Origin of the sequence: Mesorhizobium sp. BR115XR7A (assembly GCF_020165315.1) — a bacterium.
In the GTDB taxonomy this organism is placed as follows: Bacteria; Pseudomonadota; Alphaproteobacteria; order Rhizobiales; family Rhizobiaceae; genus Mesorhizobium; species Mesorhizobium australicum.
Genome location: NZ_JAIUHW010000002.1, coordinates 85,069 through 97,957, shown reverse-complemented (window position 1 = coordinate 97,957; position 12,889 = coordinate 85,069). Strand labels below are relative to the sequence as shown.

Sequence of the window (12,889 nt, the reverse complement as noted above, 5' to 3'; positions counted from 1 at the left end):
GCTTAATGGGAGAAGAAACATGCATCGCAGAACAGTCCTTCAGCTCGGCGTCGCCTGCCTGGCGCTTGGCATTGCCTCGAACGCCCTGGCCGACCCGATGGCCGACGCCAAGGCAGTGGTCGGCAAATATGCCAGTAAGGTCGACAAATGGGATGGCCCGACGACCGGACCGAAGGGCGCGGCCGGCAAGACGATCGTGGTGCTTGGCGCCGACATGAAGAACGGCGGCATCCTTGGCGTCACCAAGGGCGTCGAGGAAGCAGCGGCAGCCCTCGGCTGGACCGTCAAGACACTTGACGGCGCCGGCTCCATCGGCGGCCGCACCGCGGCCTTCGGCCAAGCGCTGGCGCTCAATCCCGACGGTATTATTATCAACGGGTTCGATGCCGTCGAGCAGAAGCCGGCGCTGGAGCAGGCCAGGGCGGCCAAGATTCCGATGGCGGCATGGCATGCGGCGCCGACGGTCGGTCCGATCGACGATCTCGGCATCATCGCCAACGTCTCGACCGATCCGATGGAAGTGTCGAAGGCTGCCGCCGACTGGGCTTTTGTCGACGCCAAGGGCAAGCCCGGCGTCATCATCTTCACCGACTCGACCTACCAGATCGCCATCGCCAAGGCCGACCGCATGAAGAAGGAAATCGAGGATCTCGGCGGCAAAGTGCTCGAATATGTCGACACGCCCATCGCCGAGACCTCGCAACGCATGCCGCAGCTCACCACCTCGCTGCTGCAGAAATACGGCGACCAGTGGACTCACTCATTGGCGATCAACGACCTCTATTTCGACTTCATGGGACCGTCACTGGCGGCGGCCGGAAAGTCCGGCACCGACGCTCCGATCAACGTGGCGGCGGGCGACGGTTCCGAATCGGCTTACCAGCGCATCCGCTCCGGCCAGTTCCAGAAGGTGACGGTTGCCGAACCCCTGAACCTGCAAGGTTGGCAGCTCGTCGATGAGCTCAACCGCGCCATGGCCGGCGAGAAATGGTCTGGCTACATCTCGCCGCTGCATGTTGTGACGTCGGACAATGTCGAATTCGACGGCGGGCCGGATAACCGGTTCGATCCGGGCAACGGCTACCGCGACCAGTACAAGAAGATCTGGGGCAAATAGGCGCCGACGAGTACCTCTGCCAACGGGCAGGACGGTCAACGGCCGGCGGGCAACCCGCCGGCCGTTCTGTTTTGCCCAGTCTCAGGCCGTATGACGCGCGATCACCTTCGGCGTCATGCCGACGACCACCCGATCGTCAGGCGCCCGGCGCCCGTTGAGCAGGTCGAGCACGAGTTCGGCGACACGGATGCCGATCTCATGCGCCTCGACATCGATCGTGGTGATCGACGGCACCGACTGTTCGGCGAGGTCATAGGCGCCGAAACCGGCAATCGCGACGTCGTCGGGAACGCGGATGCCGCGCCTCACGCATTCCATCAGCGCGCCGAAAGCCGAAAGATCCGACACGCACATCACGGCTTGCGTGTCCGGCCAGCGCGAGATCATCTCGACCATGGCGGTGGCACCCTCGCGCATCGAGATCGGCGGCACGCCGGAGGCGATAACGCGCGAGGCGTCGAGGCCGCGGTCCTGTAGCGCCGCGACGAAGCCGCGCCGGCGGTCGAGGCCGCGCGTGTCGCGCGACGTGTCGCCGCCGATGAAGCCGAGCCTCGAGTAGCCGCGCTGAATGAAATGATCGACCATCAGCCGCCCGGCCGCGGCGTTGGAGAAGCCGACGACGTGACCGATCGGATCATCCGGCAGGTCCCAGGTCTCCACCACCGGCACGCCGGCATTCTCCAGCATCTTGCGGCAGCGCGGCGTGTGCCGGCCGCCGGTGACGATGATTGCTTCCGGCCGCCGCCTCAGCAACTGGCCGACCAGGCGCTCCTCCTCCTCGACATTGTAGTCGGTGAAGCCAAGCAGGATTTCCAGCCCGCTGTCACGCAGGCCCTCGGTCATGCCGCGCACCGTGTCGGCGAAGTTGGCGTTGTTGATCGAAGGGATCGTCACCGCCACGAAACCGGAGCGGCGCGACGACAGGTTGGCGGCGATACTGTCGAAGACATAGCCGAGCTCTTCCGCCGTCTGCAGGATGCGGTCGCGCGTGTCGGCGCTCACCGACGCGTCGCTCTTGAAGGCGCGCGACACCGTCATCGTAGAGACGTTGGCGCGATGCGCGACATCGGCCATGGTCGGGCGCTTGGGCGAAGGCTGCATCGCCGTACGTTATCGATATCACTGCGGAATGCAACGCGCCGCGATGCTTATGCGAAGACGATCTGAACCTTTATCGCCCGGCTGCGGTCATTGGCAAGTTCGAAGCCGGACAAGGCCTCGTCGCAGGCCACGGTGTGGGTGATCAGCGGCTTGACGTCGATCAGTCCCTTGCGCATCAGCTCGACCCCGACGGCGAATTCGGGGTGGAAGCGGAACGAGCCGTTGATCGTCAGTTCCTTGGCGGTCACTGCCGACATCGGCAGCGCCATCTCGGCACCACCGAGGCCGAGCTGGACGATGGTACCGCGAGGACGCAGCGCCGCGATGCCCTGCGCCAGTGCCGCCGCGGCACCCGAGCATTCATAGAGGATGTCGAACGTCCCCTTGTCAGCGAGATACGGCGCCAGCCCTTCCGGATCGGCGTTTGTGTTGATGGTCTTGTCGGCGCCGGCGCGCATTGCCATCGCCAGGGTGAAGTCGGTGATGTCGACGGCAACGATTTCGGCGGCGCCGGCGCGCCGCGCGCAGAGGATCGACAAGAGGCCGATCGGTCCGCAGCCGGTCACCAGCACGCGTTTGCCGAGTATCTCGCCGGCCCGGCGTGTGGCGTGGAGACAAACCGCCAGCGGTTCGGCCATCGCCGCCTCGCCGGCGCTCAATCCATCGGCCGGCACGCATTGCAGCGCGTCCGCGACCAGCATTTCACGGAAGGCGCCCTGGATATGCGGGAACGGCATGGCGCTGCCATAGAAGCGCATGTTGAGGCACTGGTTGTGCATCCCTTCGCGGCAGTACCGGCAGCTGTAACAGGGCCGCGACGGCGACACCGCGACCAGCTGGCCAGGCCGCAGTCCGTCGACGCCGGGGCCGAGCTTTTCGATGACGCCGGAGACCTCATGGCCGAGAATCATCGGCTCTTTCAGGCGCACCGTTCCGAAGCCGCCATGATTGTAGTAGTGCAGGTCGCTGCCGCATATGCCGCCGGCGGCGAGACGCAACAGCACCTGCCCCTGGCCCGGCGCCTCGACCGGACGGTCCTCGATGCGCAGGTCCTTCGCGGCGTGGATGACGATCGACTTCATGGTCAGTGAACTCCTCGGGCAATTCCAGGAACAATGTGCAGCGGTTTTCCGTCCGAATCTGCGTAGGACAAGCCTAAAGCACCGGCGTGAGCAATGGCTGGCCAGCGAAATGGGCGGCAAGATTGTCGCGCACCAGTTTGCCCATCGCCTTGCGCGTTTCGATGGTGCCCGACGCATGGTGCGGCTGCAGCAGCACATTGTCGAGCGCCAGGAAGCGCGGATTGAGCTTCGGCTCGCCTTCGAACACGTCGAGCGCGGCGGAGCCCAGCACCTTCGTCTCGAGCGCATCGAGCAACGCGTCCTCGTCGATGTTGGAGGCGCGCGAGATGTTGATCAGCATGCCGTCCTCGCCGAGTGCCGCGAGCACATCCTTGTTGACGATGTGGCGCGTCGCGGCCGATGCGGCAAGCGTCACGAACAGGAAGTCCGAACGCCTCGCCAGCTCGACCGGATCGGCGACGAACGTCCAATCCGGGGCGAAATCCTTCTGGGCGACGTCGCTGTAGGCGATGTCCATGTCGAAGCCGGCGAGACGCTTGGCTACCTCGTAGCCGATGCGCCCAAGACCGAGCACGCCGGCCCGCCGGCCCCAGACGCGGCGCTTGAGCGGGTAAAGCCCCTTCGCCCAGCTGCCATCGCGCACCCAGCGCTCGGCACCGATCATGCCGCGCGACTGGCACAGCATCATGGCGATGCCGAGATCGGCAACGTCGTTGGTCAGCACGTCCGGCGTGTTGGTGACGCGCACGCCTCGCTCCCGGCATGCCGCGAGATCGACCGCATCGAAACCGACGCCGTATACGGAAACAACCTCAAGCGAAGGGCAGGCCTCGATCATGGCGCGGTTCGCGCCGAGCTCGCCACGCGTGGCTATGCCGCGCACTTGCGACCCGATCCCGGCGAGGAAAGCCTGCTTGTCGTCGGCCGCGAAATAGCGGTGCACCGTGAAGGCTTCGTTGAGCGGCTCCTCGTCCCATGCCGGATAGGGTCCAACCTGAAGGATGTGAGGCCGCTGCATCGCTATTCTCTCCACTTGACTTGACAGATCATGTTATCGATAACATAAGACGCTCAGCGACAAGAGGCAATCGGAAAATGTCATCCAATCTGTTCAATCTCGGCGGGCGCACCGCGCTCGTGACCGGCTCCTCTCAGGGCATCGGATTTGCTTTGGCCAAAGGGCTGGCCGAGGCCGGCGCCAGAGTGGTGCTCAACGGCCGTGACGAGGCGAAGCTCACGGTTGCGGCTGGGCAGATTCCAGGCGCTGCGACGCTTGCCTTCGACGCGACCGACCACGACGCCGTCAGGGCCGCAATCGACGCCTTCGAGCAAGCCAGCGAGCCGATCGACGTTCTCGTCAACAATGCCGGCATGCAGTTCCGCACGCCGCTGGAGGATTTTCCCGCCGATGCGTTCGAACGCCTGCTGCAGACCAATGTCGCCAGCGTCTTCCATGTCGGCCAGGCGGTGGCCCGGCACATGATCAAGCGCGGTCGCGGCAAGATCATCAACATCGCCAGCGTGCAGACCGCGCTCGCCCGGCCGAGCATCGCGCCATACACGGCGACCAAGGGCGCCGTCGGCAATTTGACCAAGGGTATGGCGACCGACTGGGCCAGGCACGGCCTGCAATGCAATGCGATCGCGCCCGGCTATTTCGACACGCCGCTCAACGCGGCACTCGTCGCCGACCCGGCCTTCAGCGCATGGCTCGAAAAGCGCACCCCGGCCGGCCGCTGGGGCAAGGTCGAGGAGCTGGTCGGCGCCTGCGTCTTCCTGGCCTCCGACGCATCATCCTTTGTCAACGGACACATTCTCTATGTCGATGGCGGCATCACAGCTTCGATCTGACCGGCCGCCGAGCATGGTGGTCATGGGCGTCACCGGTTCGGGCAAGACGACGATCGGCGAGGCTCTCGCCCGCGCAATCGCGGCGACATTCGTGGACGGTGACCAACTCCACCCTGAGGCCAACATCGCCAAGATGAGCGCCGGCATTCCGCTGGACGATGCCGACCGGTGGCCATGGCTGTCCAAGGTCGGCGAAACGCTGCGGCTAGGGCCCGCGCCGGTCATCGTCGGCTGCTCGGCGCTGAAGCGCGCCTATCGCGATTTCATCGCCGAGCAGGCGGGCGCGCCGGTGCTGTTCATCCATCTCGACGGCTCGCGCGAGCTGATCTCGAAGCGCATGCATGAGCGCACCGGCCACTTCATGCCGGCCAGCCTGCTCGACAGCCAGTTCGCGACACTGGAAGTGCCGGGCAAGGACGAGAATGCGATCGCCGTGCCGATCGACGCGCCGCTCGACGAGATTGTTGCGGACATAACAGCGAAATTCGGGGAGCGACCATCATGACCAACGCAGTCGCCTTGATCGGCGCCGGCGCCATGGGCGGGGCAATCGGCGAACGCCTGCTCGCCACCGGCAACCGCCTTTTCGTGTTCGATCTCGACAAGGCCAAGGTTGAGGTGCTGCTCACCAAAGGCGCGACCGCCATGGCGAGCGCGTCCGAGGCCGCCGGCGCGTCCGACTACGTGATCCTTAGCCTTAATTCGGCGGCGATCGTGCGCCGCGCCGTGTTCGGCGATGCCGGCGTGGCGGCTGGGGCGAAGCCCGGCACGCTGATCATCGACATGTCGTCCATCGACCCCGACGCGACGCGCCAACTCGCCGCTGACGTCAGCGAGAAGGGTTTACGCTGGGTCGACAGTCCGCTGTCTGGCGGCGCGCCCAAGGCGCTGACCGGAGAATTGACGCTGATGGCCGGCGGCGAAGCCGAGGACGTGGCCGACGCCTACAAGGTGCTGCGCCACGTCGCCACCAATTACACGCATATGGGCCCGGCCGGAGCGGGGCAGACGACCAAGCTGATCAATCAGGTGCTGTGCGCGCTGAACTTCATGGCCGTCGCCGAAGCGACCAAGCTGGCGCTCGACGCCGGCGTCGACGCGCTCAAGATCCCGCAGGCGCTGAAAGGCGGCCGCGCCGACAGCGCCATCCTGCAGGAATACCTGCCGCGCTTCGCCACCCGCGACTACCGGCGAACCGGCCGCATCGACAACATGGTGAAGGACCTCAACGCCGCCCAGGACCTGGCGCGGCGCACGCACACCGCAATGCCGCTGACGGCCGTCTGCGCCGAGGTGCACCGGCTATTGACCGCCGCAGGGCTGGGCGGCGAGGACCAGGCGGCACTGATGGAATTTTTCCAACGCAAGGATGAGGAACCGAGCAGATGATCACGCGCTATGCGTTGTTTGAAGGCAAAGTGAAGGAAGGTCAGATCGAAGCGTTCCGCAAGGACGTGATTGAGACGGTTCTGCCGAAGTGGAAGGCCTTCCCGGGCGCGCTCGACGTTCGAGTCAGCTTCGCGGAAAAACGCGACGATGGTGCGCCTGAATTTCCGATGATCCTGGCGATCAACTACCCAGATATGGCGGCCGTCGACGCGGCTTTGGCCAGCCCCGCACGCGCTGAATCGCGTGCCGCGACAGAGGATGTGTTGTCCAGGTACTTCGAGGGTCGCATTCACCACCACGTCACCATCGCCAACGAGTTTTCATTGGCCGGAGATTGACGAATATCAGGACGGAGATTCGATACCTACCAGAGCTCGACAGGAGTCGCAGCATAGAATGCAGTGAGGTCGGATTGGCGCATTCTTTTGACAAAGCGTGCCAGTCACGCCTAACGCCGCCGGCGACGCGAAAGTTTAGCCGATCACGACAAGTCGCTGTCGGGCTACAAGGTGACGCGGCTCACCCATTCCCTTTAGGCCGCCACGCGCCTGGAACGCGGTGCCTACAAAGGGACAAATTCAAGGACAACGCCTATTTCGACGACTGCTCCGAGTTCTGCGAGAAATGGAATCAGTCGACCTTTGGCTACCGTGCCATTCGCCACGACCTGAAAAGGGGCTTGCCGAGGCACCGCCAAGAGAGGAGCCGGCACTACTTGCCGTGTTTCCCATGTCGTGCGGTCGAATCCCCGGCCACGCTGAACAGCGTGGCCGGAAATTCTAACTTATGTCGGAGCCGCCTTGGCGGCTCCTGGTTCTGCCATTCATTCGGCGGCGACTTCGAAGCCTCACCTGCGTCGCTCGCGCTAGTGCGTTCGGAAGATGCCGCATCTGCATCTTCCACGGCCAAATGGTCCGCTGCGGCAGACTCGTCCACCATAGCGCCCCCTGGCTTTGACAGGGAGCAGGTCGCCAGCCGTCGCCGGCCCCAAGTCCTTAGGAGCGCGGGCAACCAGACGGTCCCGGTGTGCCGTCCGGAATTATCTGTCGCTGTCCGGAATTAAGCCGGGCTGCGGAGGTCGTCTGCGGCGGCGTTTCGGCGCGCGCGTAGAAGCCTGAGCACATCGCTGCCGCACGACATGCCGCGAAGCGTGCTCTCTATCCGGGGAAGACGAATGCTGCCGAAGCTGCTGGTCCCGGCAGCGCAATTCTGGAGGAGATGGCAAAGCGCGCGAAGGGAGGGATCGTGTCCCGCGGCGTGGTGTAGCTGGCGGCATTGATCGCCGTGCTATCCGGCATGGGCCGGGCTGATCAGCGCGCCACGGCTGGCAGGCTGATCAGGGGATCATCGCTCATCTGGCTGATCGTTTCCAGGGTCATATATCTGGCCCGCTGCACTGCCCATTCATCGTTCTGTTCGAGCAGGATTGCGCCGACGAGGCGCACGATCGCATCGTCGTTCGGGAAGATTCCGACGACCTCGGTGCGCCGCTTGATCTCGCCGTTGAGACGCTCGATCGGATTCGTCGAGTGGAGCTTGGCGCGATGTTCCTTCGGGAAGGTCATGTAGGCCAGGGGCGACGGCGCGCCATTGTACGGACGCGGCCTCGGGCGCTTCGAACGGGACCAGCTTGTCCCACCTCCGGCTTATGACGACACGCCTTCTTACCCCCTGTCCGATCGACCATGCCGTCCAACCTTCATGCCTTCGTCAAAGCGTGCTAGATCTCCTTAGGACCAGTCGGGAATTGATTGTCGTTGGGGCACATCGGTAACCTGTTGTCCGAAAGGCATTGGTAACCTCTTCGGCACGAAAGCGGCGGGAAATCATCCACTTAGCAGTCCAGCCAACGACAGATAAACCTGGACTCTAGCCCTACCGACGACAGATATTTCCGGACGCCATACCACTGTGGCGTCCGGAATTATCTGTGGCAGTCCGGAATTAAGTCAGGGCGTCGCTGTCGCGCGCAAGTCGCCTACGCTGAGATTCTGACGTCATCTGTCTCAAGGGGTTGCGGGGGAAGTACAGAGCCGAATCTTAGTCGATAAGGCTGCTGCTTTGGTTTACCAATCCTGGGGTTTGGGTTGACCAATTCCCAATCAAAACATCTCCTTAAGGACCAGTCGGAAATTGATTGTCGTTGGGGCACATTGGTAACCTGTTGTCCGAAAGGCATTGGTAACCTCTTCGGCACGAAAGCAGCGGGAAATCATCCACTTAGCAGTCCAGCCAACGACAGATAAACCTGGACTCTAGCCCCTACCGACGACAGATAATTCCGGACGCCATACTGGTAAACTCCGTGAAATGCCAACATTTCCGGACATCACAACAGTTCCCCACTGCCATTTATGCGACTTTTGAAGCACGAAGCGTGAACATCGTACGTTTCGCGCCAGAAGGGGTCATTCGGCTGCGGTCCAGATGCTTGGCGCGGGAGAGTAAACCCAGACCCGCGCCGGCTTTGCCACGAATGACCGCAAGGGAGATCAGCAGCCTGACGCAGAAGTCGGCTGGGTACTCCAGACCACGAATCCAACGCCGACGGGAGATTTTAAGTACCAGGCTCGGCGTTGTCGCCACGGAAGTGGTAGCTGTCCACCACCCTCTCGCGAGCAGGGCCGAACAGTGGCGTCGAGAGTAGATCCTCCAGCTTGGCGTTGGCCGACCAGGGCTCGTCTATGAGGCACCAGTCAAGCAGGGAGTGGTCGCCATCTTTGGAGATCAGCAGCCCAACGCCGATCCGAGTTTTCAGATCGTACTTCGCCGCTCGCGTGAACAGCTCCACGGCGTTCGTTCTCATCCTAATACCGTCCTCGCCGGTCACCGGCCAGTCGGGGTCCATACTTGCGACCATGAAAGTGCAGTCTGTCTGCGGGAATGCGAATCTGAAAGGTCGACGAGGTGTTCCGGCCTTGCTAGCCTCGAGGGAGACGACAAGCCGCCTTTTGAACTCGCGCCAGATGGATCGCGGGACGCGAGCGAACTCCTCCATGATCCGGTAGTAGTCCGTGCTCCTTTCAGGGTTGACGATGTGAAGTTGGAGGTCCCGCAGGATGTATGAAAGATCAAACCCGCCAAGGTCCTGCACGAAGGCGCGCAACTTCTCGATCGATCCAGGCTCCGGCAAATCCATCTCCGACAGGAACGCGACCATGATGTCGGGCTCCTCCACTACCACGCCGGCCTCGCGCAGTTGCGGCAGGACCGACTCTCGATATTCGAAGTACAGCCGCACGTCGTCGGGGACGCGCAGTTTGTCCAATATTCCCAGATAGTCGTGCGCGGCCACGATATGAATGAAACCAACCGTGGCCGAGACGTGGAACTTGGTCTCCCAACAGTCCGCAGGCAGCAGCCGACCAGGAAGGAAGACGACGATCTTCTTGATGTCTAGGAGGTCGACCCCCTTCACCGCTATCTCGTGACCCTGTTCGTTCGTGAGGCGGATCTCCTCGTGCTCGGCCAGGTACCGCACCGTGTCCTTGATCTGATCCGTCGCTTTCCGGAGGACCTTCCTCCGGAACCACTGTCGCTCAGCCTCAGGGTCCGACGTCTCCTCAGCCCGTTCTTTGAGCTGGAACACCATAGCCAATGATCCGATCTTCACCATTCCGTCCGCCAGTTCGACCTGCTGTTTCGGACGAGGGAAGAATCTCGTTTCGGAGAAGGTGAACTCCTTCCAGAAAGTGGTGGCATTGAGCTGTGAGGTGAATTTTTCAAGCGTCATGTCGTACAGATAGGCTATTGCCGGTACACGTTGAAGTGCGGCTAGGGGTCGCCTTTGCGGGTGCTCTCTTTGACGTCGAGAGCAAAGCCCAGATGCTCGAGCACCGCGGCGCATGGCACCTTGCCCTTCAGTTCTTCAGTTGCTGCTTTTCCATCCTGCTCCGCACGCGCTTCGCGCTCCCTTCTCTTCAATTCCGCGCCGGATTTTCGGTGCAGGAACTGGATGCCGCGAAGAGCAAGGCGGGCAAGGGCGCGGCCGGCAAGCCGGCGTTTGTGCCGGGTGGCGCGAATAGAAGGCCGCGGCGCAGCTTCCCTTGCCGGGCGCCGCGCCCAAACGGCAAAGACCAACCCTCATCAGCTCCGCGGTGATGCCTTTCGCGTCAGGGATGAAAGCCCGAAGTGCGAAGACCCGCACAGCGGGGCTTCGGCTCGCCTACAGCCCGGCTCCTGGGGAGGACGCCCACCCCTCAAAAATGCTTCGTCCGTGCACTATCATTCTGCTCCTGTGCAACGCTTACGAACAACATGTCCGCTGGGTCGAATACAGCCAGATGATGATGCAGGATCTCGAACTCGGGATTCCGACGCAGCAGACGGAACTGCACCTGCCGCAATCCGATCTGGTGCGGATCAATGACATGGCGCCGTGATGCCGCTGCCGGAAACGGGGTCGTGCTGGTGCCGATGAACTTCAGCTATGCGCCGCCCAATAGGCCCAAAGTCGGCCCCGACTTCAATATCCGGTCGGAGGGCCGCGACTTTTCCAACAGTGCAGATGCCTAATTCCGGCCTCGGGTTTCTTCGAGTTCACGGGCACAAAATATCCCAAGACCAAGCATCGCTTCACCCTGGCGGGATCGCCCTTCCTCGCGATTGCCGGGCTCTGGCGCGAAGCACAGGGCAATCACCGGGTGAACTTTACAATGCTGACCACCTCGCCGGGGCCCGACATCGAGCCCTACCACGACCGACAGGTCGTCGTGCTGCAGCCGCGAGATTGGGCCGCCTGGCTCTATCTTTACCAAGGCGCAGGCCGAGCTGTTGCGGCCATTGTCGGCTGGGTCGCTTGCGGTCGAAACGGTCCGCCCCGGTTCAGACTAGCCCCTCAGGTCAGAGGGGATGATGCCAATCCGAGCAGCCAGACAGCGTCAGGAATTCGGGGGCTGGGAAGACATGTACCGCCCGGACCAACTCTGCGGGAAGCGGCCGCTTGATGTTGTCTTCGACATCGGTCGAGTTCGGGCTGCGCGTTCCCTGGGCGATGACGTATCTTTGCCCAATGTTCATCGCCAGCCGCAGGCCGCGATCGCGACCACACCACGCGACGGGGATTTCTGCTTCAACTATAGCGGGCCGCCCGACCCCCGCGATGACCTTGCCCATTTCCGGGTGCCGGTCATGCGAATTGTAGACCGCCTCCCCACCCCAATAGCGGAGAAGATCTCCGATACCGCCCTCGCCCGCGCGAGCTGGGGTGAAGAAACAGAACCACAGCATGCCAGCCCGGTATCGCTCCGCGGCTTGGTTGACTGCCTTTAGGCGCGCGCCATGGTTCGACGAGATCAGTTCGTGCCGGATTGCGGCATCGATCCGACGGGACACGAGATCGACGTCGAGGAGCGCCATTCCATTGGCTCTGATGTCTTCGACCTCGTGATCGGCGAGACGCGTGCAATGCCAACCGACGACGCTGTATGGCTCCAACGCCTCGACCACCGCGTAGACCGCAGCATCGTAACGGTCACTCAACGGACCTTTCTCGCGCGAGCGGAGCGCATCTCGATTGGTGGTGAGCACGTCAAGGAGATCAGAGAGCCACGCCTCGGGACGATCGAGCTCGATCGTTGGGCGTCGAGCGTCACTCATTCCCGTTGGCTTCCCGCGCGGCAGCGGCGGCCATGACCCTGTCCCCCTGATGCCTGGCCATCAGCACGGCGAGAATGGTCATGGAGGTCAGTCGAGAGACGCGGAAGAATGCATCGCACACTTCGTAGTACACGCTCTCATCCTGCTTGGGATCGGTGCCGCTGATCGCCATAGTCGCCATCTGTGTTGCCGCATCGGTCTCGGTGATCGCCGTAAATAGATGGCGAAAGCTGAGATGGACGAATTCAGAGGTCTGGCTGTAGAGGGGCTCGATCCAGGGATGCTCCTCCGCGAGCTTCTTTTTGAGGAATGCGTCGGTGAGGCGCTCGGGCTTGCCGCCGCCGGCAGCGGGATTCGAGACCAGGCGGTCAAAGGTGGCGCTCGCCTTTGAAGATGCGCTGAACGTCCGCCTCGACATTCGCCATCATCCTGAGGCCGTTGATGCGCATGGCGGTATCAATCTGCGTGCGCAACAGAATCGTCGCGGAGGGAAAGTTCCTGGTCTCGATGAGCGTCCGGAAGCCGCGGGACTGTGACAGCGTGCGCTGCGTAGCGCCCAGGATGAAGAAATCAACGATGTTGACCGCGCCTTTCGGCAGGATGGCGTGGGCCTTGTCGACGAGCTCGGTCTCAAGTTTCGAGATGGCGCCGAGCCGATGCGTCAGCGTTCCTGGCTGTGGCGTGCTATCCCGCTCAGTCATTGGCGACCTCTCTCGATAGGCGGATTGCGCGGTTGCTAAAGGGCCGATTC

At 62.8% G+C, this 12,889-nt stretch carries 13 protein-coding genes and 2 pseudogenes; 7 read left to right on the top strand and 8 right to left on the bottom strand.

The annotated features are described in order from the left end of the window. Positions 1-19: 19 nt before the first annotated feature. Positions 20-1,117 (top strand): substrate-binding domain-containing protein, encoded by a 1,098-nt coding sequence (locus tag LB557_RS04645; protein ID WP_224642337.1) that lies wholly within the window; start codon positions 20-22, stop codon positions 1,115-1,117. Between the two features lie 81 nt (positions 1,118-1,198). Here the strand turns inward: LB557_RS04645 and LB557_RS04640 are convergent, their stop codons facing one another. The 3 genes from LB557_RS04640 to LB557_RS04630 form a co-directional block, all read right to left on the bottom strand. Continuing rightward, positions 1,199-2,218, bottom strand: a complete 1,020-nt coding sequence (locus LB557_RS04640) for a LacI family DNA-binding transcriptional regulator (RefSeq protein ID WP_224642336.1) — start codon at positions 2,216-2,218, stop codon at positions 1,199-1,201. A gap of 47 nt (positions 2,219-2,265) precedes the next feature. Further along, positions 2,266-3,300, bottom strand: a complete 1,035-nt coding sequence (locus tag LB557_RS04635) for an L-idonate 5-dehydrogenase (RefSeq protein WP_224642335.1) — start codon at positions 3,298-3,300, stop codon at positions 2,266-2,268. A gap of 73 nt (positions 3,301-3,373) precedes the next feature. Then, on the bottom strand, positions 3,374-4,318 hold the full coding sequence (locus LB557_RS04630; RefSeq protein ID WP_224642334.1) for a 2-hydroxyacid dehydrogenase: 945 nt from the start codon (positions 4,316-4,318) through the stop codon (positions 3,374-3,376). Between the two features lie 77 nt (positions 4,319-4,395). On the opposite strand from LB557_RS04630, the gene LB557_RS04625 reads away from it, so the two are divergent. The 4 genes from LB557_RS04625 to LB557_RS04610 are packed head-to-tail and all read left to right on the top strand — an operon-like array spanning position 4,396 to position 6,878. Continuing rightward, positions 4,396-5,151, top strand: coding sequence for an SDR family oxidoreductase (locus LB557_RS04625; protein ID WP_140663788.1), 756 nt, complete (start codon positions 4,396-4,398; stop codon positions 5,149-5,151). Positions 5,152-5,164: 13 nt separating this feature from the next. Next, complete coding sequence (locus LB557_RS04620) at positions 5,165-5,656, top strand: gluconokinase (protein ID WP_224642333.1); 492 nt, start codon at positions 5,165-5,167, stop codon at positions 5,654-5,656. Further along, positions 5,653-6,540, top strand: coding sequence for an NAD(P)-dependent oxidoreductase (locus LB557_RS04615; RefSeq protein WP_224642331.1), 888 nt, complete (start codon positions 5,653-5,655; stop codon positions 6,538-6,540). The genes LB557_RS04620 and LB557_RS04615 overlap by 4 nt, the downstream gene beginning before the upstream one ends. Continuing rightward, complete coding sequence (locus tag LB557_RS04610) at positions 6,537-6,878, top strand: hypothetical protein (RefSeq protein WP_224642328.1); 342 nt, start codon at positions 6,537-6,539, stop codon at positions 6,876-6,878. Before LB557_RS04615 ends, LB557_RS04610 begins: the two co-directional genes overlap by 4 nt. Positions 6,879-7,850: 972 nt before the next feature. Here the strand turns inward: LB557_RS04610 and LB557_RS04605 are convergent. Then, positions 7,851-8,114, bottom strand: a pseudogene (locus LB557_RS04605) (transposase); the annotation flags it as partial. A 983-nt stretch (positions 8,115-9,097) separates the two neighbouring features. Continuing rightward, positions 9,098-10,273, bottom strand: a complete 1,176-nt coding sequence (locus tag LB557_RS04600; RefSeq protein ID WP_224642326.1) for a hypothetical protein — start codon at positions 10,271-10,273, stop codon at positions 9,098-9,100. A 17-nt stretch (positions 10,274-10,290) separates the two neighbouring features. Here LB557_RS04600 and LB557_RS04595 point away from each other — a divergent pair, with 17 nt between their 5' ends. Both LB557_RS04595 and LB557_RS04590 read left to right on the top strand, forming a co-directional pair. Beyond that, positions 10,291-10,641 (top strand): hypothetical protein, encoded by a 351-nt coding sequence (locus tag LB557_RS04595; RefSeq protein ID WP_224713014.1) that lies wholly within the window; start codon positions 10,291-10,293, stop codon positions 10,639-10,641. A 134-nt stretch (positions 10,642-10,775) separates the two neighbouring features. Then, positions 10,776-11,373 (top strand): annotated as a pseudogene (locus LB557_RS04590) (SOS response-associated peptidase family protein). A gap of 9 nt (positions 11,374-11,382) precedes the next feature. On the opposite strand, the gene LB557_RS04585 reads toward LB557_RS04590, so the two are convergent. From LB557_RS04585 to LB557_RS04575, 3 genes are read right to left on the bottom strand one after another with little or no spacing between them, the layout of a single operon-like run. Continuing rightward, positions 11,383-12,138: a hypothetical protein gene (locus LB557_RS04585; RefSeq protein WP_224642322.1), complete on the bottom strand. Its 756-nt coding sequence runs from the start codon at positions 12,136-12,138 to the stop codon at positions 11,383-11,385. After that, complete coding sequence (locus tag LB557_RS04580) at positions 12,131-12,556, bottom strand: hypothetical protein (RefSeq protein WP_224642320.1); 426 nt, start codon at positions 12,554-12,556, stop codon at positions 12,131-12,133. Before LB557_RS04580 ends, LB557_RS04585 begins: the two co-directional genes overlap by 8 nt. Then, complete coding sequence (locus LB557_RS04575) at positions 12,507-12,839, bottom strand: hypothetical protein (protein WP_224642318.1); 333 nt, start codon at positions 12,837-12,839, stop codon at positions 12,507-12,509. Before LB557_RS04575 ends, LB557_RS04580 begins: the two co-directional genes overlap by 50 nt. Positions 12,840-12,889: the final 50 nt, after the last annotated feature.